Origin of the sequence: Curtobacterium sp. Leaf183 (assembly GCF_001424385.1) — a bacterium.
In the GTDB taxonomy this organism is placed as follows: domain Bacteria; phylum Actinomycetota; class Actinomycetes; order Actinomycetales; family Microbacteriaceae; genus Curtobacterium.
This window is the reverse complement of the sequence record NZ_LMPO01000007.1, coordinates 208,786-232,078: the sequence shown is the minus strand read 5'-3', so window position 1 is coordinate 232,078 and position 23,293 is coordinate 208,786. Positions and strand designations below refer to the sequence as shown.

Here is a 23,293-nt window from a genome sequence, read left to right as displayed (position 1 = left end):
GGTCGGCGACCCCCGCGTCCGGCGAACCAGATCCGTCAGACGGCGTCACGGGGATGCCCGCCCCGCAAGCAGCGCGACCAGGCGACCTCCCGCTCCAGCTGCCCGCTCGCACGGAACAGCGTCACCTGCGTCGTGTCCGCCAGCACCGCGGCGAGCGTCGACAACTCGGCGGGGACGAACCCCAGCCGCTGCCAGAACGGCCCGGACCGTCGGCTGAACAGCCACGCTCGGTCGGCGCCGGCGTCCTGCGCCGCCCCGAGCGCGAACATCGCGAGCCGGGTACCGGCGCCGGAGGCCCGGAGTGTCGGATCGACGGCGACGCTGCGGAGGAGGGCGTGCCTCCCGTCCGTGCTCAGCTCGAAGCCCGTGGTCCCGACGACCGCGCCCGACGCCGCTCGGACTGCCCACAGGCGGACCGCCGGTTCGTCGAGGCCGGCGAGGGTCAGGTCGCACCGCGCGAGGAAGTCCCGGACGTCGGCGACGTCGGCAGGCCCGACTGCCTGTGCTGCGATCGGCTCGTCGTCCACGCCAGCCACCCTACGGAACACGGGACGCCACACGGATGCGACGCCCACACGACGGCAGCCCGACACGACGACGGCCCGACGTCCCCGGCCAGCAGCCGGGGCCCGTCGGGCCGATCGTGGTGGGGTGGGTCAGGCCGTGATCGCCGCGCGGATCTCGGCGGCCGCGGCGCCGACGTCGGACGCGCTGTAGATGGCGCTGCCGGCGACGGCCACGCGGGCGCCGGCCTCCTGCACGGACGCGACGGACGAGGCGTTCACGCCACCGGCGACCGAGAACGGCACGCCGGACTCCTTGCCGGCGTCGAGCAGCTTCGAGAAGGTGAAGCCCTCCTCTGCCTGCTCGTCGAGACCGGCGTGCATCTCGACGAACTCGACGCCCATCTCGGTGACCTCGCGGGCACGGGCGGCCTTGTTGGAGACGCCGATCAGGTCGACGACGATGCCCTTGCCGTGGGCCTTGGCTGCCTTGACCGCACCGGCGATGGTGCTGTCACCGGCGACCCCGAGCACGGTGACCAGGTCGGCGCCAGCGGAGAAGGCGATGTCGGCCTCGAGCTCGCCGGCGTCCATCGTCTTGAGGTCGGCGAACACGATCTTGTCCGGGTGGGCTTCCTTGATCGCGGTCACGGCGGAGAGACCGGCGCTCTTGATGAGCGGCGTGCCGAGCTCGATGATGTCGACGTGCGGAGCTGCCGCGGCGGCGAGTTCGAGCGCCTTCTCCGTGGTGAGGGTGTCCATGGCGAACTGGAGCTGCATGGTGGTGCCTTTCATTCGAGGTTGGCGTGGCGGGGCCACAGCTCGTCGGCGGACCGACCGCTGCGCTGCCACAGGCTGTGGAAGAGTGCGTCACCGAGCAGGACGACGCCCTGCTCGAACAGGCTGCCGGCGTACTGCGCCGACGCGGTGCCGGAGCGGTCGGTCTTGGTGGCGGCGGGCAGCACGAGGGTGACGGTCGCGAGTTCGGACAGCGGCGAGTCGTCGGTCGTCGAGATCGCGAGGACGCTCGCACCCTCGTCCGACGCGGTCCGTGCTGCCTGCACGATGCCGGTCGTGGTGCCGGAACCGCTCGCGACGAGCAGGACGTCGCCAGAGCGGATCGCCGGGGTGGTGACCTCGCCCACGACGTGGACCTGCAGTCCGAGGTGCATCAGCCGCATGGCGGTCATCCGGAGTGCCAGCCCCGATCGACCGGCACCGTGCACGAACACGCGCGCTGCGCTGCCGAGCAGGTCGAGGGCACGCTCGGACGGCGCCTGGTCGGCGTCGCGCAGTCCGGCGACCAGGTCGTCGAGCTCGTGGACGACCAGGTCGAGCGCGTCGGGGACGGTCGGTTGTGCCATGCAACCCACCTTGGCCCTCCGCGCCCGGGTGGACCGCTACCCGACACGGCGGGTGCCTCGTCCGATCGGGTGAGCCCACCCGCTCGGGTGGGACGCGTACGGTCAGGGCGTGGACACGACGACCGATCAGGAGGCCCGGGTCGACCTCGGCGGGCGCCTCGCCGCCGCCGAGCACGCGCGGACCGTGGCCGAGCAGGCCGACCGGCACGCGCTGACGCTGGAGTCGGTGCTCGCCGTGCTGCGCTCGCCGCGGGTGACCGACGCGGCAGCCCGGGCCGAGGCCGTGGAGGTCGCCTCGGCAGCACTCGTGGACCTGCGCACCGTCACCGACCGGCGACGCGGCGCACTGCTCGAGCCGGTGACCGGTGCGTTCTCGCGACTCCGCGCCGACCTGCGTCCGCTCGTCCGGTTCGGTGACCTCGACGTGCAGTTCGTCGAGCCGCCGGCGACCGGTCGCGCCCTGCCCGGCGACGTCGCCCACGCGGCCCGGGCGATCGTCCGGACCGCGGTGCTCGCGCTCGTCGACGCCGGCGAGGCCCACCGCGTCCGGATCCAGTGGGACTGCGACGGGCGCAACCTGCTCATGCAGCTGCGCGACGACGGCGCGGGCACGCTCGACGTGCACGACGACGTGATGCGCCCCATCGCCGAGCGGGTCGTCGCACTCGACGGGCGGCTCGACGTCGCGTCGACGCCGGCGTGGGGGTCCGTCCTCGACATCGCGCTGCCGCTCGACCCGGCGCCGGGCACGGTGGAGCTGTCCGACGGCGACGACCTGACCCCGCGCGAGCAGGACGTGCTGCGCCTGGTCGCGACGGGCATCGGCAACCGCGAGATCGCCGACGGGCTCGGCATCAGCGTCAACACGGTGAAGTACCACGTGGCGAACCTGCTCCGGAAGCGCGGGGCACGGACCCGCGCCGAGCTCGCGGCCCAGCGCGTCTGACGAACTCTGCGCGAGTTGGCTGACGCCGTTCGGTCCAGCCGACGCGCGAGTGCTCAGCTGACGCCGTCCGCCCCTGGATCGCCATGCGCGTCCTGACGGATCCGGTCCACGATCCCCGGCTTGAGCGGACCGGATTCGTCAGGGCACAGATCGGACCGCCCCCCCCCGGGTCGACCGAGCAGCACCGCACCGCACGCCGTGCCGCCCGCCGTGCCGCTCAGGGCGTGAAGCGGTAGCCCATCCCCGACTCGGTGACCAGGTAGCGCGGCACCGACGGGTCCGGCTCGAGCTTGCGCCGCAGCTGCGCGATGTACAGCCGCAGGTACCCGGAGTCGCTGCCGTGCGAGGGCCCCCACACCTCGGTGAGGAGCATCTCGCGGGTCATCAGCCGGTCCGGGTTCGCCAGCAGCACCTCGAGCAGCCGCCACTCGGTCGGGGTCAGGCGGATCGCGGGTCCCGACGGCGGGGTGACCTGCTTCGCGACGAGGTCCACGACGAGGTCGCCGATCCGCACGGTCGGCGCGGACTCCGCCGAGCCCGCTGCCGCCGCACGTCGACGGCCCAGGGCGCGCAGGCGAGCCAGGAGCTCGTCCATCTGGAACGGCTTCGTGACGTAGTCGTCGGCCCCGGCGTCGAGCGCGTCGACCTTGTCCGACGAGTCCGTCCGGCCGGACAGCACCAGGACCGGGACCTGGGACCAGGCCCGGATGCCCTCGAGGACGCCGATGCCGTCCAACCGCGGCATGCCCAGGTCGAGCATCACGATGTCCGGCCGCTCGGTGATGACGGCGTCGATGGCGGCGCGGCCGTCCCGGGCGGTGACGACGTCGTACCCGCGAGCCGAGAGCGTCACCCCCAGCGCACGGACGAGCTGCGGGTCGTCGTCCGCGATCAGGACCCTCATCGTGCTTCCACTCCCACGTGACCGGCGATCGGCAGCCGCACCACCATCGTGAGGCCACCGCCCGGGGTGTCGTCGACCTCGATCGTGCCGCCCATGCCCTCGGTGAACCCCCGGGCCAGGGCGAGTCCGAGTCCCAGGCCGGTCTCGTTGTCGGTGTCCCCGAGCCGCTGGAACGGCTGGAAGACGTCGTCGCGCTGGGGTTCGGGGATGCCCGGGCCGTGGTCGGCGATCCGGAGTTCGACGCCGCCGCCGAACGCGCTCGCCGCCACCCGGACGCTCGTGCCCTCCGGTGCGAACCGCACGGCGTTCGCGAGCAGGTTCACGAGGACGCGCTGCAGCAGCACCGGGTCGGCCAGCACCTGGGGCAGTTCGGCGGGCAGGTCCAGGTCGACGTCGTCCGGTCCGAGCTCCAGCTCGTCGAGGGCGGGCGCGACCACGGTCTCCAGTGGGAGCGGCACGGCCGAGACCGCGAGCACCCCCGCCTGCACCCGTGAGACGTCGAGCAGGTCGCCCAACAGCACCGCGAGCTGCCCGAGGCTCTCGTCGGCGGTGGCGAGCAGGGCCTCCCGGTCGGGTTCCGACAACGCGATGTCGCTGGCTCGCAGGGTCTGCACGGCCGCGGAGGCGGCGGCGATGGGCCGCCGGACGTCGTGGCCGACGGCCGCGAGGATCGCGCTCCGCACCCGGTCGGCCGCGGCGATGCGCTCCGCGTCGACCGCGGTCCGCGTCAGCTCACGGTGCTCGACCGCGGCGTCGATCTGCTGCTCGACCACCCGCAGCAACCGGCGCTGCGTCGGGTCGTCTGGTGCGCCGGCGAACTCGAGCACGGCACCGGACGGGAGGCTCGTGGTGGCGTCCGGCGCATCGCCGAACGTCCCCGACGTGGCTGGCACCACGTCCCCCTGTCGGACGCGCAGACCGGTGAAGCCGAAGGCCTCGCGCGTGCGGTCCACGAGCGCCTGCAGGGCGTCGTCCCCGCGCAGCACGCTGCCCGCGATGCCGACGAGCAGCCCGGACTCGGCGGCGGCACGCCGTGCCGTCCGGGACCTGCGGGCCGAGCGGTCGACCACGAAGCTGACGAGCACGGCGCTGATGACGTACATGACCAGGGCGACGAGGTGCCACGGCTGCTGGACGGTGACCTGGTACAGGGGTTGCACGAAGAAGAAGTCGAGGCTCAGCCCGGACAGCACGGCGGCGAACACGGCCGGCCACATCCCGCCGACCAGGGCGACGACCAGCACCAGCAGCTGGTACGCGAGCACGTCGACCGTGATCGCGTCGGGCGTCTTGCCGAACGACAGCAGCCAGGTGAGCAGCGGACCGACCACCAGCGACAGGCCGAAGGCCGCCAGGACCCGTCCGCGGGACAGGCTGCCGCCGAGCCGGGGCAGGGCGAACCCGCCGCCCGCCCGCTCGTGCGTGACGACGTGCACGTCGATGTCGCCGGACTCCTGGATGACGGTGTTGCCGATGCCCGGGCCGGTGAGCGCGGCGGCCGTCCGACTGCGGCGGCTGACGCCGATCACGATCTGCGTCGCGTCGATCGACCGGGCGAAGCGCACGAGGGTGCTCGGCACGTCGTCCCCGACCACCTGGTGGTAAGTACCGCCGAGTTGCTCGAGCAGGGCGCGCTGCTTGCCGAGGGCGCCGGGGTGTCGCTCGCGCAGCCCGTCGTTCGTCGTGACGTGGACGGCCGCGAGCTCGCCGCCCGACGACCGCGCCGCGATGCGGGCACCCCGACGCAGCAGGGTCTCGCCCTCGGGGCCACCGGTCAGTGCCACGAGGACGCGCTCGCGGGCCTCCCACCGGTGCTCGATCCCGTGTTCGGCGCGGTACCGCCGCAGGGCGTCGTCGACCTCGTCGGCCAGCCACAGCAGGGCGATCTCACGCAGGGCGGTCAGGTTGCCCAGGCGGAAGTAGTTCGACAGGGCCGCGTCGATCCGGGCGGCCGGGTACACGAGCCCCTCGGAGAGCCGCTCGCGCAGGGCCTGGGGCGACAGGTCGACAACCTCGATCTGGTCGGCCGCGCGCACCACGGCGTCGGGGACGGTCTCGCGCTGCACGGTGCCGGTGATCTCGCGCACGACGTCCCCGAGGGACTGCATGTGCTGGATGTTCACCGTCGAGATCACGTCGATGCCCGCGGCGAGCAGCGCCTCGACGTCCTGCCACCGTTTGTCGTGCGGGCCGCCGGGGGCGTTCGTGTGCGCGAGCTCGTCGACCAGGGCGACGTCGGGGTGCCGGGCGACGACCGCGTCCAGGTCCATGTCGTCCAGTTCGACGCCGCGGTGGGACTCGACGCGGCGCGGCACGAGCTCGAGCCCCTCGACGAGCGCGGCGGTGGCGGCGCGGCCGTGGGTCTCGACGACGGCGACGACCACGTCGCGGCCCTCATCGCGCAAGCGGCGCCCCTCTTCGAGCATCGTGAAGGTCTTGCCGACGCCGGGCGCGGCACCGAGCAGGACCCGCAGCTTGCCTCGCTTCACGTGCTCATCCTCTCGCGGGTTCGTGTGTGGTGCGCGTTGGCGCCCGTCCGCGGCGCACGGTTCCGATCGGCGTCGCAGAACCGCCTCCCGTTCGAACCACGGACGTCCGTGGTTCGAACGGGTTTCGGTTGTGCGACGCCGAACCGCACCGCGGCAGGGCGCTCGGCGTCGTCACGCCGACAACGACGCCAGGGCCAGGTTGAGCTCGAGCACGTTGACCGCGGGGTCGCCCAGCACGCCGAGCTGCCGCGCTTCGGTGTGCTCGTCGACGAGCTTCCGCACGACCGACTCGCTCAGACCGCGGGCCGACGCCACGCGGCTGATCTGCAGGCGGGCGTACGCCGGGCTGATGTCCGGGTCGAGACCCGAGCCCGACGCAGTCACCGCATCAGCGGGCACGTCGGCGGCGGAGACCCCGTCGGCCTTCGCGACCGCGGCCTTCCGCGCCTCGACGGCCTTCGTCAGGTCGGGGTTGGACGGGCCGAGGTTCGAGCCGGACGAGGCGTTCGCGTCGTACCCGTCCTCACCAGCGGCGGAGGGACGCGACTGGAACCACCGGTCCGCCTGCCCGCCCGTGAAGGACTGCCCGATCAGCGAGGACCCGACGGGCTTGCCGTCCTGGGACACGATCGACCCGTTGGCCTGGTCGTGGAAGGCGGCCTGGCCGACGCCCCAGACGGCGAGCGGGTAGGCGATGCCGAGCACGACGGTCGCCAGGACCATGAGCCGGACCGCGACGCCGGTGGTGCGGAGGAAGGAACGCGAGCTGGTTGCCATGAGTCAGAACCCCGGGAGGAGACCGACCACGAGGTCGATCAGTTTGATGCCGATGAAGGGGACGATCACGCCGCCGAGCCCGTAGACGAGCAGGTTGCGGCCGAGGATCGACGACGCCGACGCCGCGCGGTACTTGACGCCACGCAGGGACAGCGGGATGAGCGCCACGATGACGAGCGCGTTGAACACGACGGCCGACAGGATCGCGGACGACGGGCTGTGCAGGCCCATCACGTTGAGCGCGGCCAGGCCGGGGAACGCCAGCTGGAACATCGCCGGGATGATCGCGAAGTACTTCGCGACGTCGTTGGCGATCGAGAACGTGGTGAGCGCCCCGCGGGTGATGAGCAGCTGCTTCCCGATCCGGACGACGTCGATGAGCTTCGTCGGGTCCGAGTCGAGGTCGACCATGTTGCCGGCCTCCTTCGCCGCGGTCGTCCCGGTGTTCATCGCGACGCCGACGTCCGCCTGCGCCAGGGCTGGGGCGTCGTTCGTGCCGTCACCGGTCATCGCGACGAGGTTCCCGCCCTCCTGCTCCCGACGGATCAGCGCGAGCTTGTCCTCCGGGGTGGCCTCGGCCAGGAAGTCGTCGACCCCGGCCTCGGCGGCGATCGCCTTGGCGGTGCGGGGGTTGTCGCCCGTGATCATCACCGTGCGGATGCCCATGCTGCGGAGCTCACCGAAGCGCTCGGCCAGCCCGTCCTTGACGACGTCCTTCAGGTGCACGACGCCGAGCAGGTCGACCGCACCCGACGGGGCGCGACGAGCGACGACGAGCGGCGTGCCACCCTGGTCGGAGATCTCCGCCACGGTGGCGTCGATCGCCGCGACCACACCGGCATCGGGGGTTCCAGCCCAGTTGAGGACTGCAGCTGCAGCGCCCTTCCGGACCTGCGAACCGTCGGTCAGGTCGACGCCGGACATGCGGGTGTTCGCGGTGAACGGCACCTCGACCGCACCGTCCGGCAGGCCGGTGGTCACCCCGTCTGCGACCGCCAGGTCGACGATGGAGCGTCCTTCAGGCGTCCCGTCGGCGGCACTCGACAGCGCGGCGGCGGCCATCAGGTCGGCCTGCGTCACCCCGGGCACGGGCACCACGCGGGAGGCCCGGCGGTTGCCGTACGTGATGGTGCCCGTCTTGTCGAGCAGCAGCGTCGTGATGTCCCCGGCCGCCTCGACCGCGCGGCCGGACATCGCCAGGACGTTCCGCTGCACGAGCCGGTCCATGCCGGCGATGCCGATGGCCGACAGCAGCGCACCGATGGTGGTCGGGATCAGGCAGACGAGCAGCGCGATGAGCACCGTGATGCTGACCGTCGAACCGACCATGCCGGCGATGGGCTGCATCGTCAGGCAGACGATGACGAAGACGATCGACAGCGACGCGAGCAGGATGTTCAGCGCGATCTCGTTCGGCGTCTTCTGCCGCGCGGCGCCCTCGACCAGCCGGATCATCCGGTCGATGAACGTCTCGCCCGGTGTCGAGGTGATGCGCACGATGATCCGGTCGGACAGCACCCGGGTGCCGCCCGTGACGGCGCTGCGGTCACCGCCCGACTCGCGGATCACCGGCGCGGACTCCCCCGTGACGGCGGACTCGTCCACCGAGGCGATGCCGTCGATGACGTCACCGTCCCCGGGGATCACGTCCCCGGCGACGACGACCACGACGTCGCCCTTGGCCAGGTCGACCGAGGCGATGTCCTCGGTCGCGTTGTCCGTGGCGGCGGGCCGTGCGGTGTCGTAGTCGAGCACGCGACGGGCGCTCGTGGTCGAGCGGGTCTTCCGGAGCGTGTCGGCCTGGGCCTTGCCCCGGCCCTCGGCGACCGACTCGGCCAGGTTGGCGAAGACGACCGTCAGCCAGAGCCAGATCGCGATCGCGATGGTGAACGCGGACACGTCGACGAACGCGGCGGCCGTGGTCAGGGCGGCGCCCACCTCGACCAGGAACATGACGGGGTTCTTCCACATCAGGCGCGGGTCGAGCTTGCGGAACGCGCCCGGGAGGCCCGCCACCAGTTGCCGGGGCCCGAAGGCGGACGAGCGGGTGGTCGGCTCCACCGCGCTGCGCGGTTCCGACTCGGAGGTCACGAGCGTCATGACAGTCCTTCTGCGAGGGGTCCCAGTGCCAGCACCGGGAAGTAGGTGAGCGCGGTCACGATGACGGCGACACCGGCGAGCAGGCCGATGAAGAGCGGCCGGTGGGTGGGGAGGGTGCCGACGGTCTCGGGCACCTTGTCCTGGCTGGCGAGCGACCCGGCGAGCGCCAGGACGAAGACCATGGGCACGAAGCGGCCGAGCAGCATCGCGACGCCGAGCGCGGAGTTCATCCACGTCGTGTTCGCGGTGAGGCCGCCGAACGCCGAGCCGTTGTTGTTGCCGGCGCTGGTGAACGCGTAGAGCAGCTCGGACAGGCCGTGGTTGCCGGGGTTGAACACCGACGTGCCGAGGACCTGTTCGCGGACACCCGGGATCACCAGTGACAGCGCCGTGCCGAGCAGCACGACCGTCGGCGTGACGAGGATGTACAGCGCGGCGAAGGTCATCTCCCGCGAGCGGATCTTCTTGCCGAGGTACTCGGGCGTCCGGCCGACCAGCAGGCCGCCGATGAACACCGTGATCACGGCGAGCACGAGCATGCCGTACAGGCCCGACCCGACACCGCCCGGGGTGACCTCACCGAGCATCATGTTCAGCATCGCCATCATCCCGCCGATCGGGGTGAAGCTGTCGAACATGCCGTTCACCGCGCCCGTCGACGTCGCGGTCGAGGTCGTGCCGAAGAGCGTCGTGCCGAGGATCCCGAAGCGGACCTCCTTGCCCTCCATCGCGGCACCGGCGGCGTGGGTCGCCGCTCCGCCCCCGCCGAGCTCGGCGATCGACATCACCGAGAGCGAGACCAGGAAGATCAGCCCCATCACGGCGAGGATCGCGTACCCCTGACGGCGGTCGCCGACCATGCGGCCGAACGTGCGCGGCAGCGAGAACGGGATCGCGAGCATCAGGAAGACCTGGAACAGGCTCGTCCAGGCCTGCGGGTTCTCGAACGGGTGGGCTGAGTTGGCGTTGAAGTACCCGCCACCGTTCGTGCCGAGTTCCTTGATGGCCTCCTGCGAGGCGACGAAGCCGTCCGGGATGTGCTGCGTGCCGCCGATCAGCGTCGTGACGTCGGTGCCGCTCCCCCACGACTGGATCACGCCTCCGGCGACGAGCACCAGCGCGGCGACGAACGACAACGGCAGGAGCAGGCGACCGGTGCCACGCACGATGTCGACCCACACGTTGCCGAGCGTGCCGGAGCGACGACGGGCGAACCCGCGCACCAGGGCGACCGCGACGGCCAGGCCGACTGCCGCGGAGACGAAGTTCTGCACCGCGAGCCCGGCCATCTGGACCGAGGAGCCCAGGGTCGCCTCGGGCGAGTACGACTGCCAGTTCGTGTTCGTCACGAACGACACCGCGGTGTTGAACGCGAGCGACGGGCCGACGGCCGGCAGCCCGAGGTCACCCGGCAGGACAACCTGGATGCGCTGCAGCAGGTAGACGATGCCGACCCCCACGACGCTGACCAGCAGCACACCGCGCAGGTACGCGGCCCAGGACTGCTCGGCGTCGGGGTCGACACCGATCAGTCGGTAGACCCCGCGTTCGACGCGACCGTGGTGCTGCGACTCGTAGAGCCGGGCCATCCAGTCACCGAGTGGACGGTGGACGACGACGAGCAGCAGGACGAGCAGGGCGACCTGCGCGATGCCGGCCCAGGTCTGTGCGGCGCCCATCAGAACCGCTCGGGACGCACGAGCGCCCAGACGAGGTAGACGAGTGCGGCGATGCCGAGGACGGCGGCGACGATGGTGATCGCGATCACAGCCGCTCCACCCCCTTGGCGATCAGTGCCACCACGCCGAACACGGCGAGGACACCGGCGACGACGAAGACGTCGAACACGTGGGACTCCTGGAGATCATGGATTCCGCGGCGGGTGCCGTGGACGGCACCGTGTGTGGTGCCGGAACCGATCGTGGATCCGGCCGCGTGCCTCCAGGTCGTTCCTAACGCGCTCCTAACGCCGCCCTGCGCGACACATGCGAGCCCCTAACGTCCCCGCGCTCCCACGGTGCTCAGCCGACCGCCGGTCGCATGTCGTAGGTGACCCAGGGGGTCGCGACGGCGGACCGGTCGTAGACCTGTCGGGCGCGGCTGTTGTCGGCGGCGGTGATCCAACGGACGACGGTCGCGCCCTCGCGCCCGGCGAGCGCAGCGGCCTCCTGCAGCAGCGCGGTCGCGACGCCGTGCCCCCGGGCGTCCGGGGCGGTGAACAGGTCGTCGAGGTACAGGCCCGTGCTCGCCGACGAGGGTCGGGCGAACCGGCGGAGGTTCGCGAGGCCGACAGTGCGCTGCGCGTCGTCGACGGCGACGAGTCCGGTCAGGCCGTGCTCGCCCCGCGACACCCACGACCACGTCGTCCGGACGGCGGCGTCGTCGTCCGGGAGGGCGTAGAAGGCGCGGTACCCGCGGTACAGGTCGGACCAGTCGGACTCGTCGGCAGGTGTGACGGTGCGGATCTGCATCGCCCCAGGCTAGGGAACCGACCGGAGCCGGTCGGCGAGCGAGTCGAGCGCGGCGCGGAGTGGAGCGGGTGCCTCGACCTCGAAGGCGACGTCGAAGCCGGCGACCCTGGCCGCGAGGGCGGTCCACGACCAGGAGCCCGTCGTCAGACGGCACCGGTTCGGGCCGAGCTCCTCGAGCACGGCGTCCGCGTCCAGGTACGGCGCGACCCGGCGTGCGGGCGCGTGCAGCACGACCGTGCCGGTGCACGGCCAGGCGCCTGCCCCGTCCGAGCCGCGGAAGCGTGCGGCCACGAACGCCGCGGGGTCGCCGCCCGGGACCGCACGCGGGGTGAAGTGCCGACCCGTCGGTGTCCGCGGGGTCATCCGGTCGATGCGGTACGTGCGCCAGTCGTCCCGCTCGTCCTCCCACGCGAGCAGGTACCAGCGGCCGTTCCGGGCGACGACCGCATGCGGCTCGACCCGGCGCGGTGGTCGGTCGTCGTCCTCGTCGCCGGGCCACGCCGCCCGGTACCCGAACCGCAGCACCTGTGCCGTGTGCACCGCCTCGCTCACCGCGACCAGGACCCCGGGGTCGACCGTGGTGGCGCCGGGAGTGGTGACGACGTCGACCGCGTCGATGCGGTGGCGCAGGCGCGACGGCATGACCTGTCGGACCGCCGCCAGGGCACGGACGGCGGACTCGGCGATGTCGGCACCGGACGCGGGTGCGACGGCGAGCGCGAGGGCGATCGCCACCGCCTGCTCGTCGTCGAAGAGCAGTGGTGGGAGCTCCGACCCGGCGGACAACCGGTAGCCGCCGGCCGGGCCCTTGAGCGCGTCGACCCGGTAGCCGAGCTCGCGCAGGCGATCGACGTCGCGACGGACGGTGCGGGGACTGACCTCGAGACGTTCAGCGAGGACGTCGCCCGGCCAGTCGCGACGCACCTGCAGCAGCGAGAGGAGTGCGAGCATGCGCGAGGACGGTCCGGCCATGGGACCAGTATCGGTCGAGAAGCGGACACGATCTGACCGCTTCCCTAGACAGACTCGCTCCCATGACGATCACCACGACACCCCACCTCAACTTCGACGGCAACGCCCGCGAGGCACTCGACTTCTACGCCACGGCGTTCGGCACCCAGGCCGTCACCATGACCTACGGCGCGATGGGCGCCACCGACGAGCCCGGCTGGGCCGACCGCATCGTGTGGGGCCAGGTGCAGAGCGCATCGGGCATCCGCGTGATGGCATTCGACGTGTGGCCGGGACAACCCTGGGACCAGGGCACGAACGCCTCGTACGTCTACCTGAGCGGCACCGACCCCGACGAGGTCACCGCCGCGTGGAACGGGCTGCTCGACGGGGCCGAGGTCCGGCAGCCGTTCGGGCCGTCGGCGTGGTCGCCGCTCGCCGGGCAGCTCCGCGACCGGTTCGGTGTCATCTGGGCCCTCGACGTGGCGGCTCCGGCGGAGGGCGTGACCGGCTGACCGGCGGGCCGGCGGGCCGGCGGGCCGGCGGCCCGGCGGGCGCTCGGACGTCCGTTCCCGTTCCTGGCGGTGACGAATCCGGTTCGCGATCCTCGGGGATCGTGAACCGGATTCGTCACCGAGCGAGCGGAACGTGGCCGTCGACCGCGGCAGGTCCGCTCCGCTCAGGCGATCGGCGCCCAGGTGCTCACGGTGACCGCGGCCGTCACCGTCGTCGGGGCGAAGACCGCGTCGGGAGCGACGTGGTGGTGACTGGGGCCCATGTGCACCACGTCGTGCACGTCCGCGGCGTCGAGCTCCATCGTCCACGTCAGGTCCTCGGACGAGCGCTGGACGAACGACGGCGTCAATGAGTCGTGCAGCCGGCGGTCCTTCTCGGGGTCGACGCTGATCGTGGCCTCGGCGAGTTCGGCCAGGTGACCGGGGCGCGGCGTCACGACGACCAGGACGCCGTCCGCGTGCAGCACCCGGGCGTACTCGCGCTGGTTCCGCGGGGCGAACACGTCGAGCACCACGGCTGCCGCACCGTCGACGACGGGCAGCCGCTCCGTGACGTCGCCGACGACCGCGCCGACCCGCGGGTGTACCCGAGCCGCGCGACGCACGGCGACGGGTGACAGGTCGAGCGCGACCCCGAGCCTCCCGTCCGCCGCGCGCAGCGCGTGTGCCAGGTAGGTCCCTGGGCCGGAACCGACGTCGAGGACGATGCCCGGCGCGTCGGACGACGCGACGACCGCGGCGAGCGCCCGCTCGACGGGTGCGTAGTGTCCGCGGCCGAGGAAGCGGATGCGGGCGTCGACCATCTCCGGGGTGTCCGCGGTGAGCGCACGGCGCTTGGCGGGCAGGAGCGTCAGGTGGCCCTGCTTGGCCTCGTCGAAGCGGTGCCCGTCCGCGCAGCCGGCCTGGCCGTCGCCGGTGCGGGCGAGCGGCTCGCGACAGACGGTGCAGGCGAGCACGGGGAGCAGGTCGTCGCGCACCGCACCAGCGTACGGGCGTGCGGCCCCGGTACGGTCGGGGCATGGCCGTCATCCACAACGCCGAACTCCGCCCGTCGAAGACCGACGCGATCGCCGCGTGGCTGCCGTCGCAGCCGTGGAGCGGGGTCGACCCGGACGGGGAGCGCGGTGCGCTCGTGGCGCTGGGACGCTTCCGGTTCGACGACCCGGACGGCGAGGTCGGCGTGGAGACGTACCTGGTGCGGGTCGGGGACGGGCCCGTGCTGCACGTGCCGCTCACCTACCGGGGTGCACCGCTGGCCGGGGCCGAGGACTTCCTGGTGACCGAGATGCACCACTCGGTGCTCGGCCGCCGCTGGGTCTACGACGCCGTGGGCGACCCGGTCTACGCCGACGTCCTGCGGCGCGCGATCGCGACCGGTGGCCACGAGGCCGAACTCGAGGCAGCACCGGGCGAGGGCGGCACGGCTCCGGCGAAGGAGGGCTCGGCGACGGGCAGCGGTTCGGCCACTGACTCCCCCGCCGTCTCGGCCGTGCAGGTCGTGACCGCCGGGACGACCAGCACCGTGTCGACCGGGAACGGCGACCTGGTGGTGCTGCGGGTGGTCGGGACCGACGTGCCGGAGACGCCGGGGCCCTCGGACGGCGCGACGCTCACGGCGACCTGGGCCGGTTCCGAGCCCACCGTCGTGGCCGTGCTGCGCCCCTGACCCGCCCGCGGCGGGTACCCACAGTGCCTGTCTCGGGACTCCCCCGGGTGGCAGGATCGGCCGTGTGAAGACACTGGAGTTGCCACAGACGGACCTCACCGCATCCAACGTCGTCGTCGGCCTGATGCGGATCAACGACATGAGCGACGAGGACATCCGCTCGCTCTACGCGGCCTCGCGCGACGCGGGCGTGACGATGTTCGACCACGCGGCCGTCTACGGCGGCTGGCACGGGTGCGAGGAGCGGTTCAGCGGCGCCGTCACCCTGTCGTCGTCCGAGCGCGCGGCCATCCAGCTGCAGACGAAGGTCGGCATCCGACCGACGGCGAACGGCGCGTACTTCGACTTCTCGTACGACCACATCATGGAGTCGGTCGAGGAGTCGCTCACCGCACTCCGCACCGACTACATCGACGTCCTGCTGCTGCACCGCCCCGACGCCCTGGTCGAACCGGACGAGGTCGCGAAGGCCTTCGACGAGCTGCACGCGGCCGGCAAGGTGCACCACTTCGGCGTCTCGAACCACACGCCCGGGCAGGTCGCACTGCTGAAGAAGTCGGTCACGCGTCCGCTCGCGTTCAACCAGGTGCAGCTGAGCATCACGCACGCGAACGTCATCACGCAGGGCCTGTCCGCCAACATGGGCGGACTGGACCAGTCGATCGACCGCGACAACGACATCCTCAACCACTCGCGCCTCGACGACGTGACCCTGCAGGCCTGGTCGCCGTTCCAGAAGGGCTTCTTCGACGGCGTCTTCCTGGGCGACCGCGAGCACTACGCCGAGCTGAACGACGTGCTCGAGGAGCTGGCGAGTGCGCACGGAGTCACGCCGACGGGCATCGCCGTGGCGTGGATCACGCGGCACCCCGCGCACTTCCAGGTCGTCCTCGGCACGACGAACCCGCTGCGCGTGCGCGACTCGGCAGCGGGCAGCGACGTCGAGCTGACGCGCGAGGAGTGGTACCGCGTCCTGACCGCGGCGGGGCACACCGTTCCCTGACCGCCTTCCCCCGCCGCGCTGCATCGGGCAGGGTGAGGTCGTGCTCCACGACCTCACCCTGCCCGTCCTGCTGTCACCCCGGTCCGGCGACGTCACGCTGCGGTCCGCCGTGCACGACGACCTCGACCCACTGATGGCGCTGCTGTCGGACGACCCGGTCAGCGCTGCACGCGGCGACGTCGCCGACGAGTCGGACCGACCGCGCTACGCGACCGCTCTGCGGGCGGTCACCGAGGACCCGGCGAACGCGCTGCTGGTCGCCGTGGACCGGGACGGGAGGCTCGTGGGGACCTTCCAGCTCACCCGCATCCCCGGCATGGCTCGGCAGGGGTCGACACGGCTGCTCGTCGAGGCCGTCCGGGTCCGGAGTGACCTGCGGTCGGGCGGCATCGGCGGCGCGATGATGCGCTGGGTGACCGACGTCGCGGCACCGGCGCTCGACGTCGCGCTGGTGCAGCTGACGTCCGACGCTGCCCGGGTGGACGCCCACCGGTTCTACGAACGGCTCGGGTTCACTGGTTCGCACGTCGGGTTCAAGTACCGCGTCGGCGAGCGCTGACGCTGCTCAGCGCGGACGGGACCAGTGCTCGGCCAGTCGGCGCTGTGCCTCGTCGACCGAGATCGCGGCGATCTCGCGCTCGGTGAGGTGCAGCACCTCGGCCAGACCGCGGGCGAGCCAGTCCGGGAAGTCGGGCCCACGGTCCGGTTCGGGAGCGGCGTCGACAGACCGGTAGAGCCGGCCCATCTCGGCGACGACCGCCGCGAGGGCGCGCACCGCCGGACGACTGTCGCCCTTCGCCCGTTCGACCCGTGCGCTGAGCTCCTGGTACACCTGTTCGTCTGCGCGGGCTCCCGCTGCCCACACCTCGGCGATGTCGAGGACCGGATCGTGGCGGTCGTCCTCGGTGACGCGCCAGACGATGCGCCACGTCCGGTCGCCCGCGACCAGCTTGCGGAACCCCACGAGCGCGCCGAGCAGCGGTTCGCCCGCGAGTGGGGACCGCTCGAGCAGCAGCATCTTCTTGAGGACCGTGCGCAGCGCATCCGGGTCGAGCCGGTGCAGTCGCTCCAGATCCATCACCGCGTCGCTGGTCAGCCGGACACGAGCAGGCCGGGTCGGGTCCGGGCGAGCCCGGTCCGTCACGGTGTCGTGGCGGACTGCTCGGCAGCGATCTCCCGCTCCAGCTCGACACGGCTGACGCCGAGGGACTCCATCGCCACGTCGAGCTCGGTCCGAGCGCCGTCGTCCGTCGCGAAGCGGGCCATGACGAGCGCCGCGTCACGCAGGGTCTCGCGGCTGTTGCGGAGATCGGCGAACTCGTCCGCGCTGACCACCTGCGCGACGACCCGGCCGTGTCGCGACAGGGCGACATCGCCGTCGTCGATCGCAGCGGAGACCAGCGCCGAGACGCCGGCGCGCGATGCTTCGGTGATGCTGAGGGTCGACATGACCCCAATCTACACAGTCTTCTGTGTAGGAACCACCGTTACCGGCCGGCCGCGGAGTGGTTCGCGACCTGCGCCGGGGTGAGCACCGTGGTGTACACCGCCGCGAAGCGCATCGAGCCGGTGAAGAAGAAGTTGTTGGGCTGACCAGGCCATCCACTGACGGTGTCGTAGCCGACGCGCCAGTAGCCGGTGTAGTTCTCCGGCGCCGTGTACGCGGCGTTCGACGCGACCAGCGCGCCGTCCAGGTAGAGCCGCATGCCCGTGGCGGCCGACATCGTCGCGACGACGTGGTGCCAGGCGCCGTCCGTGACCGCGCCCGGCGAGGTGACGACCTGCGTGGTGGTGCTGTACGCGCCGAAGACGAGCTGCCCCGCGGTGTTGATGTAGACCTGCCGGTCGTGCTGCCCGGAGACGGCGACCTGGTTGCTGCCGAACCCGATGAGCATCCCACCCGCGACGGTCGTCCGGAACCAGACCTCCTCGCTGAAGGTCGTCGGGTTCCGCACCGACGTCGGCGTCGAGACGAAGCTCGTCGACCCGTTGAGCACGTAGGCGCTCCCGGTGTCGCGGGGGCAGGCGATCGGCGAGGGCGTCGCCGCGACCATCGACCCCTGGTAGGTGCCGTTCGACGAGGCCACCGACGAGTCGGCCGCGGTCTTCGCACCAGTGGCCTCGCCGAGTCGGTACCGGAACGTGGCGCCGGCGTCGTCGGCGTCCACGGCACTGGCGCACATGAAGTACGCCGCGGTGCCGGCGGAGTTGCTGCCGTTGGTGACCTTCGCGCTGAACGCGGACCGGGTCGGTGCGAGCTGCGCGAACAGCACCACGACCGCCAGGGCGACGACGAGCAGCAGGGCGACGAGCTTGCCGTCGCGCAGTCGGGCGACGGTCACGAGGCGCGCACCCGGTGCTCGCGCCCGATGACCAGGCAGCACACGAGGGGGGCGAGGCAGGCGCAGATCAGGAGCGCCCACCCGGCCGGGTCGAGGTCGATGTTGGACGTCAGGTGGTACTGACCGTGACGGCTCAGCTCGTGGATCACGACGCGGCCGACCTCGCCGTCCACCAGGTGCACGCTGTTGCCGCCGTGCGCCTGCACGCGGACCGGGAAAATCCCCGAGGACACGACCGTCGCGACCACGGAGTCGGGGTTCGCGGTGTTGGTGATCGTGGTGACGTTCACGAAGGGCCGGAGGACGAACGCCGCGTACGACACGGTGAGCGACGCCCCGGCGACGCGGAGCGACCCGCGGGTGACCCGGTCGCTGAACGGGCTCGTGAGCAGCCAGATCAGCAGCGTCCCGATGAGCAGGATCGGAGCGGCGTGGAACAGCCAGCCGAGGTGCGGGACGAGCAGCGCGGGTGTGCCGACCAGGTTCTCCTGCGTCAGCGTCCACGGGTCCGTCGCACCGTTGACGTCGCCGCGGGTGTGGATCCCGCCGGCGCTGTCGATGTCGATGACGCGGTGCGTGTAGATGGTGTCCGGCGCGGCACTGACGCGGAACGACACGATGTCCCCGACCTGCAGGGACGATGCCTGCACGGGGAGGTCGAGGACGAGGGTGCCGACCGGGGCTGCTTCGCCCATCGACGGCGTCTCGACGACGAACATCCGTCCGCCCTGGGTCAGGAACAGGGCGGCCGCGGCGAGGAGCACCGCGGCGAGACCGGCGACCGTCCAGGCGAGGACGACCTCGAAGCGGGTGGCACTCGGGGCCCCGATGAGGGGCCGGGAGAGCGTTCCGGTCAGGGGGAGGGCGGCGGTCTGGCTCATGGTCGTCGTCCTCTCTCAGCTGGGGTTCGTGGCGGGGTGGGGATGGGCGACGTCTCGGCCGTTTCGGGATCGGTCGAGGCGTCGCCCAGTGGGACGGGGACGATCAGCGGATCAGGCGGTGAAGGTCCACGTCATCGGGACCGAGGCGGCGAGGCCCTGGTAGGTGTTGCCGGCGCTGCTGTCGAGCGTGACGGCGAAGTTGAACGGGACCGAGGCGCCGGCGGCCGGGGCGGTGGGCATCGTGAACGCGGTGGCGGCTGCGCCCTTGAAGCTGGCGAGCGTGCCGGAGAACACGGTGGTCGAACCCGAGGTGATGACGATGTTCATCTTGGCGCAGAGGTCGGTCGCGGTGCCGTTGAGCGAGCCGTTGTTGGACTGCGTGCAGGTGGCGCCGGGGGTCAGCGTGAAGGTGCTGGCGGCCGCGGTGCCCGTGTTCTTGATCGTGATCGGGGTGTTGACCGTCACGCCCGGGGTCATCGTGGTGCTGCCGCCGAACTTGTTGATCGTCGAGCACGTCGCCGAGTTGGTCGAGACGGAGCCGCCGTCGGTGCTGAGGCAGGTGACGGACGCGTTGGCGTTCTGCTCCTGCATGACGAGCGTGCCGCTGGCGGCGGTGTTGCTGCTGTTGGTGATGCTCGCCGCGAACCCGGACAGGGTGCCGGTGAGCGAGAGGGAGAGCAGGACGGCGGCGAAGATGCCCGCGATGAGCGCAACGGGCGCGAAGCGGAGGCGCTTGACCGGGGAGATGCGGTTCGGGTTGGACACGGGGTTACCTCGATGACTGTGTTGGGTGTTCAGGGCGTTTGCTTGATCATCAAGATAGCCAACCATTCACACAACCGGAAGCCGAGCCGCCTCCCCAGAGCGGGGGACAGCACGCGGGACGCAGGGGGACACGACGCCGGGACCCGGGTGGTCCGTGCGATCCTGGGCGACGGACACACGACAGGGAGCAGCCGGTGGCGGGAACAGCAGACGACGAGGCAGGAGACCTCCTCGCGGCGTTCGACGCTGTGGTGCGCGCGGAGAAGGGCCTGGTCGGGCAGCTCAGCGCACGCGCCGGCATCCACGAGACGGGCATGCGCGCGCTGACGCTCGTCAACGACACCGGGTACTCGACCGCGACGGAGCTGGCGGGGTACCTCGGGCTGACGTCCGGCGCCGTGACCAACATGGTCGACCGGCTCGCCGACGCCGGGCTGGTGGAGCGGCGCCCGAACCCCTCCGACCGACGTGGCTCATTGATCGTGCTCAGCCCGGCCGGCGAAGCCGTGGTCACGGGCACGCGCGAGCGCTACGCCACGGTGTTGCGCGAGGTCAGCGCCACGATGGGCGTCGACCTGACGAACGTGTTCAACGAGGTCGCCACGGGCCTGCTCCAGCAGAGCGCCCGCGAACAGCGGGACTGACGGCTACGCCGAGGTCGGCGGGCTCGGCACCCGGACGGCCGAGGGCGTCTGGGGCTCGAGGAACAGCGCCGGGGCAGCCGGGTCCGCAGCGGCACCGCTGACCACCTCGACCGCGATGTCCAACCCGTGTGCGGGGTCCTGGTCGAGCTCGAGGCCGTTCTCGGTGGCCTTGTCCTCGGGGATCGCGAGACCCTTCGACGGATCGAACGCGCTGCTCATCGACATGCCACGAGCATGCCCGTCGTCGATGAGCAGGACCTAGGAGTCGAGCTCGGAGTCCGCCGTCAGTTCCTCGGCGTCCAGACGATCGCCGGCCTGGGGACGACGGAAGACGGGCCCGCCGCCGGCCTCGTCCTCGTCGTGCTGGCGCACCGGGGACCCCTCGGCGTCGGTCGGCTCGGCGGAGCCGGTCAGGTCGCCGCGGTCCCGCTCGACCTCGAGCTCGTCCTGGTCGCTGCCGTCCACGGGGACGTCACTGCCCTGCTGTTCCGGATCGAACGGTGCGCTCATCGACATGGCGCGATCATGCTCCGGCTCGGTGAACACCGGGTCAACGATGTCCGTCCGACGCGATGAGCTCGAGCTGCGTGACCACCATGTCGGTGTGCGGGGTGAACGAGAACGTCGAGCCGCCGCCCGCGACCCGGAACACGCGCGTCTGCCCCGCCCAGTCGAACACCGCGCCCGACACCGCCGACGCCGACGCTGACGCCGACGACCCGAGCGACACCGACCACGCGTACGTGCCGGCCGACGCGACCGTCACCGTGTAGAGCGACGCCGACCCCACGTCGACCGGGAACGACACGGCCGCCCCCGCGGCGAGCGCCGTCGCCGTCCGCCCGGTGTCGTCCGTCAGCGCCGACGCCCCGACCGGCAGCACGTCGGCCGGGGTGTCCCGGTAGCCGTGTGCCGTCGAGGCGGACTCGGGTCGCGTGTCGGCGGCCCAGCCGAGCGGCGCGGCGGACAGCTCGACGACGATCCGCGACGCCGCGGTCACGACCGAGTGCGGGATGCTGATCGACGTCCAGGGCACCCCGTCGACCGTCACCGACGCGACGTACGCACCCACGGGGTCGCCGCTGGTCTCGATGACGGTGGGCGCGCCCCCCGGGGGACGCAGGACGGACCGCCGGACCGACGGCGGCACGATCACGTAGGAACCGCTCGCCGGCGCAAGGGGGTACAGGCCGATCGTCGCGAAGACGTACCAGGCGCTCATCTCGCCGTTGTCCTCGTCACCCGGGTAGCCCTGCCCCAGGTCGGAGCCGACGAACAGCCGCTGCAGGCACTCGCGCACGATGCGGTGTGCGTCGTCGTGACGCCCGGTGAACATCGGGAAGAACGGGATGTGGTGCGCAGGCTGGTTCGACAGGCCCAGCATGCCCATCCGCACGTCGCGGGCCTCGGTCATCTCGTGGATCGGGAAGCCGTAGTGGCCGGAGCGGTCGGTCGCCCCGGTCTCCGGCTCGGCGAAGAAGCGGTCGATCGCGGCGTCGAAGCCAGCCGGACCGCCGTGCAGGTCGACCATGCCGGCGCCGTCGTGCGGCGCGGTGAACATCGTGCCCCAGGCGTTCGTCTCGGTGTAGTCGCCGCCCCACTGGTCGGGGTCGTACCCCTCGCCCTCGCGCCACTGCCCGTCGGGCGTGCGTCCGATGAAGAAGCCGCGGCGGCGGTCGAAGACGTTGCGGTACTGCAGCGAGCGGCGGGCGAACCACTCGGCCTCGGCGTCGTACCGCTCGCGTTCGGCAGCGTCCGCGGTGCGGTCCGCCAGGGCGGCGGCGAGCACCGAGACGCTCCAGTCGTTGATCGCCGCGTCGAGGGTCCACGACATCCCCTCGGAGGTGTCGGTGTCGACGTGGCCGCGGAAGGCGCCCGGGAGGCTCCCCTTGCGTCCGACGCGCTCGTCACGCGGCGGGACGGTCGCGTTCTTCACCGCGCTGCGGTACGCCTGCTCGACGTCGAAGCCGTCGATGCCCTTGGCGACCAGGTCGCCGAACACGGTGTCGCTCGTGGTGCCGGTCATGCAGTCCTCGGCGCCCGGGGCGCTCCAACGCGGGGTCCACCCGCCGTCGTGGAAGTGCTCGACGAAGCCCTGCGCGAGCTCGGCGGCGGTGTCCGGGGTGAGCAGCCCGAGCAGCGGCCAGGCGGTGCGGTAGGTGTCCCAGAACCCGTTCGTGGTGGTCATCGGTGCCTCGACGACCTCGGGGCCGGGCTCGTCGCGGATCGGGTCCGCCAGGACGTCGCCGTACGGGGAGCGGTGGTGGGGCGTTCCCGTCAGCGCGGTCTCGCCGGCCCGGTTCGGGTAGAGGAACAGCCGGTACAGCCCGGAGTACAGCGACACGAGCTGGTCATCAGTGGCACCCTCGACGTCGAGCGTGGCGAGCTCGGTGTCCCAGAGCTCCTCGGCGCGGGTCCGCATCGCGTCGAAGGACCCGGCGGCGTCGAGGTTGGCCCGCGCGTCCGCGAACGAGACCGTCGAGATCCCGAGCAGCACGTCGGTGTCGCCGTCGACGGCCACCCAGCCGGACAGCACCTGGTCGGTGAACGCGGTGTGGTCCGCCGTGACGCCCGGGACCCGCACGTGCACGAAGTGCGGCGGGGTGCCCGGCCGGTCGTCCAGGTGTGCCTCGACCACGGCGGTGCCGTCGTCGTCGACCCGCACCGAGGCGTCGAGGACGCGCCCGTGGTGGTCGAGCACGATGCTGCGCGCGCCGGTGAACCGGAACCCCAGGGCGAACTCCCCCGCGGTCATCTCGGCAGTGACGCCGTGCTCGAGCGCCACGCGGTACCGGTGCGGGCCGTCGAGCTCGTCGTCGTGGTCGAACGCCAGTGCCCGGGCCGTGCGGTCGACGTCGGGGCTCGCGAGCGGGGACGGCATCACCTGGAAGACCCCGCGGTCCCCCATCCACGGCGACGGGATGTGGCTGGTCGCGAAGGCCTGGATCGCGGGCCGGTCGTCGCTCGCCCGG

General features: G+C 72.1%; 26 protein-coding genes. 6 read left to right on the top strand and 20 right to left on the bottom strand.

Translation table 11 applies throughout. From position 1 onward, the window contains the following. Positions 1 to 35: 35 nt before the first annotated feature. The 3 genes from ASG04_RS05550 to hxlB all read right to left on the bottom strand — a co-directional run bounded on the left by ASG04_RS05550 (position 36) and on the right by hxlB (position 1,867). Positions 36 to 527 carry a GNAT family N-acetyltransferase gene (locus ASG04_RS05550; RefSeq protein WP_235515444.1) on the bottom strand — a complete coding sequence of 164 codons (492 nt, stop codon included), beginning with the start codon at positions 525 to 527 and terminating at the stop codon, positions 36 to 38. 129 nt (positions 528 to 656) lie between these two features. Continuing rightward, complete coding sequence (gene hxlA / locus ASG04_RS05545) at positions 657 to 1,283, bottom strand: 3-hexulose-6-phosphate synthase (protein ID WP_056121281.1); 627 nt, start codon at positions 1,281 to 1,283, stop codon at positions 657 to 659. An 11-nt stretch (positions 1,284 to 1,294) separates the two neighbouring features. Next, positions 1,295 to 1,867, bottom strand: coding sequence for a 6-phospho-3-hexuloisomerase (gene hxlB / locus ASG04_RS05540; protein WP_056121279.1), 573 nt, complete (start codon positions 1,865 to 1,867; stop codon positions 1,295 to 1,297). A gap of 109 nt (positions 1,868 to 1,976) precedes the next feature. Between hxlB and ASG04_RS05535 the strand changes: the two genes are divergently transcribed. Continuing rightward, positions 1,977 to 2,813, top strand: coding sequence for a helix-turn-helix transcriptional regulator (locus tag ASG04_RS05535; protein ID WP_056121277.1), 837 nt, complete (start codon positions 1,977 to 1,979; stop codon positions 2,811 to 2,813). Positions 2,814 to 3,030: 217 nt separating this feature from the next. Here ASG04_RS05535 and ASG04_RS05530 read toward each other — a convergent pair whose 3' ends face one another. The 8 genes from ASG04_RS05530 to ASG04_RS05495 form a co-directional block, all read right to left on the bottom strand. Next, positions 3,031 to 3,717 carry a response regulator gene (locus ASG04_RS05530; protein WP_056121275.1) on the bottom strand — a complete coding sequence of 229 codons (687 nt, stop codon included), beginning with the start codon at positions 3,715 to 3,717 and terminating at the stop codon, positions 3,031 to 3,033. Next, positions 3,714 to 6,206: an ATP-binding protein gene (locus ASG04_RS05525; protein ID WP_056121273.1), complete on the bottom strand. Its 2,493-nt coding sequence runs from the start codon at positions 6,204 to 6,206 to the stop codon at positions 3,714 to 3,716. Before ASG04_RS05525 ends, ASG04_RS05530 begins: the two co-directional genes overlap by 4 nt. Before the next feature lie 171 nt (positions 6,207 to 6,377). Next, positions 6,378 to 6,983, bottom strand: a complete 606-nt coding sequence (kdpC, locus tag ASG04_RS05520) for a potassium-transporting ATPase subunit KdpC (RefSeq protein ID WP_056121271.1) — start codon at positions 6,981 to 6,983, stop codon at positions 6,378 to 6,380. A gap of 3 nt (positions 6,984 to 6,986) precedes the next feature. Beyond that, complete coding sequence (gene kdpB, locus ASG04_RS05515; protein ID WP_056121269.1) at positions 6,987 to 9,083, bottom strand: potassium-transporting ATPase subunit KdpB; 2,097 nt, start codon at positions 9,081 to 9,083, stop codon at positions 6,987 to 6,989. Beyond that, on the bottom strand, positions 9,080 to 10,762 hold the full coding sequence (kdpA, locus tag ASG04_RS05510) for a potassium-transporting ATPase subunit KdpA (RefSeq protein WP_056121268.1): 1,683 nt from the start codon (positions 10,760 to 10,762) through the stop codon (positions 9,080 to 9,082). The genes kdpB and kdpA overlap by 4 nt, the downstream gene beginning before the upstream one ends. After that, positions 10,762 to 10,851, bottom strand: a complete 90-nt coding sequence (locus ASG04_RS05505; protein ID WP_056121266.1) for a potassium-transporting ATPase subunit F — start codon at positions 10,849 to 10,851, stop codon at positions 10,762 to 10,764. The genes kdpA and ASG04_RS05505 overlap by 1 nt, the downstream gene beginning before the upstream one ends. A gap of 253 nt (positions 10,852 to 11,104) precedes the next feature. After that, positions 11,105 to 11,554 carry a GNAT family N-acetyltransferase gene (locus tag ASG04_RS05500; protein WP_056121265.1) on the bottom strand — a complete coding sequence of 150 codons (450 nt, stop codon included), beginning with the start codon at positions 11,552 to 11,554 and terminating at the stop codon, positions 11,105 to 11,107. A 9-nt stretch (positions 11,555 to 11,563) separates the two neighbouring features. After that, complete coding sequence (locus ASG04_RS05495; protein WP_056121263.1) at positions 11,564 to 12,526, bottom strand: helix-turn-helix transcriptional regulator; 963 nt, start codon at positions 12,524 to 12,526, stop codon at positions 11,564 to 11,566. 62 nt (positions 12,527 to 12,588) lie between these two features. Here ASG04_RS05495 and ASG04_RS05490 point away from each other — a divergent pair, with 62 nt between their 5' ends. Further along, positions 12,589 to 13,020, top strand: a complete 432-nt coding sequence (locus ASG04_RS05490) for a VOC family protein (RefSeq protein ID WP_056121261.1) — start codon at positions 12,589 to 12,591, stop codon at positions 13,018 to 13,020. 164 nt (positions 13,021 to 13,184) lie between these two features. Here ASG04_RS05490 and ASG04_RS05485 read toward each other — a convergent pair whose 3' ends face one another. Next, positions 13,185 to 13,997, bottom strand: a complete 813-nt coding sequence (locus ASG04_RS05485) for a putative RNA methyltransferase (RefSeq protein ID WP_056121260.1) — start codon at positions 13,995 to 13,997, stop codon at positions 13,185 to 13,187. A gap of 41 nt (positions 13,998 to 14,038) precedes the next feature. On the opposite strand from ASG04_RS05485, the gene ASG04_RS05480 reads away from it, so the two are divergent. The 3 genes from ASG04_RS05480 to ASG04_RS05470 all read left to right on the top strand — a co-directional run bounded on the left by ASG04_RS05480 (position 14,039) and on the right by ASG04_RS05470 (position 16,248). Then, positions 14,039 to 14,686, top strand: a complete 648-nt coding sequence (locus ASG04_RS05480) for a CG0192-related protein (protein WP_056121258.1) — start codon at positions 14,039 to 14,041, stop codon at positions 14,684 to 14,686. A gap of 64 nt (positions 14,687 to 14,750) precedes the next feature. Then, the gene (locus tag ASG04_RS05475; RefSeq protein ID WP_156463543.1) at positions 14,751 to 15,689 is read left to right on the top strand and encodes an aldo/keto reductase; all 939 of its coding nucleotides are present in this window, start codon (positions 14,751 to 14,753) and stop codon (positions 15,687 to 15,689) included. Positions 15,690 to 15,729: 40 nt separating this feature from the next. After that, positions 15,730 to 16,248: a GNAT family N-acetyltransferase gene (locus ASG04_RS05470; RefSeq protein WP_056121256.1), complete on the top strand. Its 519-nt coding sequence runs from the start codon at positions 15,730 to 15,732 to the stop codon at positions 16,246 to 16,248. Positions 16,249 to 16,254: 6 nt separating this feature from the next. Here the strand turns inward: ASG04_RS05470 and ASG04_RS05465 are convergent, their stop codons facing one another. The 5 genes from ASG04_RS05465 to ASG04_RS05445 form a co-directional block, all read right to left on the bottom strand. Next, complete coding sequence (locus tag ASG04_RS05465; RefSeq protein WP_156463542.1) at positions 16,255 to 16,767, bottom strand: hypothetical protein; 513 nt, start codon at positions 16,765 to 16,767, stop codon at positions 16,255 to 16,257. Positions 16,768 to 16,829: 62 nt separating this feature from the next. Next, a complete protein-coding gene (locus ASG04_RS05460) occupies positions 16,830 to 17,138 on the bottom strand; it encodes a type II toxin-antitoxin system Phd/YefM family antitoxin (protein ID WP_056121252.1) in 309 nt (102 codons plus the stop codon). Between the two features lie 38 nt (positions 17,139 to 17,176). Next, positions 17,177 to 18,031: a LamG domain-containing protein gene (locus tag ASG04_RS05455; protein ID WP_056121251.1), complete on the bottom strand. Its 855-nt coding sequence runs from the start codon at positions 18,029 to 18,031 to the stop codon at positions 17,177 to 17,179. After that, positions 18,028 to 18,912 carry a S26 family signal peptidase gene (locus tag ASG04_RS05450; protein ID WP_056121249.1) on the bottom strand — a complete coding sequence of 295 codons (885 nt, stop codon included), beginning with the start codon at positions 18,910 to 18,912 and terminating at the stop codon, positions 18,028 to 18,030. The genes ASG04_RS05455 and ASG04_RS05450 overlap by 4 nt, the downstream gene beginning before the upstream one ends. A gap of 111 nt (positions 18,913 to 19,023) precedes the next feature. Further along, positions 19,024 to 19,677: a hypothetical protein gene (locus ASG04_RS05445; protein WP_056121247.1), complete on the bottom strand. Its 654-nt coding sequence runs from the start codon at positions 19,675 to 19,677 to the stop codon at positions 19,024 to 19,026. Between the two features lie 194 nt (positions 19,678 to 19,871). Here ASG04_RS05445 and ASG04_RS05440 point away from each other — a divergent pair, with 194 nt between their 5' ends. Continuing rightward, positions 19,872 to 20,321 (top strand): MarR family winged helix-turn-helix transcriptional regulator, encoded by a 450-nt coding sequence (locus ASG04_RS05440; protein WP_056121245.1) that lies wholly within the window; start codon positions 19,872 to 19,874, stop codon positions 20,319 to 20,321. 3 nt (positions 20,322 to 20,324) lie between these two features. Here ASG04_RS05440 and ASG04_RS05435 read toward each other — a convergent pair whose 3' ends face one another. The 3 genes from ASG04_RS05435 to ASG04_RS05425 all read right to left on the bottom strand — a co-directional run. Next, the gene (locus tag ASG04_RS05435) at positions 20,325 to 20,546 is read right to left on the bottom strand and encodes a hypothetical protein (RefSeq protein ID WP_056121244.1); all 222 of its coding nucleotides are present in this window, start codon (positions 20,544 to 20,546) and stop codon (positions 20,325 to 20,327) included. 33 nt (positions 20,547 to 20,579) lie between these two features. Then, entirely contained in the window at positions 20,580 to 20,837 is a 258-nt protein-coding gene (locus tag ASG04_RS05430; protein ID WP_156463541.1) for a hypothetical protein, read from the bottom strand. A gap of 34 nt (positions 20,838 to 20,871) precedes the next feature. Then, positions 20,872 to 23,293 (bottom strand): GH92 family glycosyl hydrolase (locus tag ASG04_RS05425; RefSeq protein WP_200938405.1); only part of this gene is annotated, 2,422 nt, incomplete at its 5' end.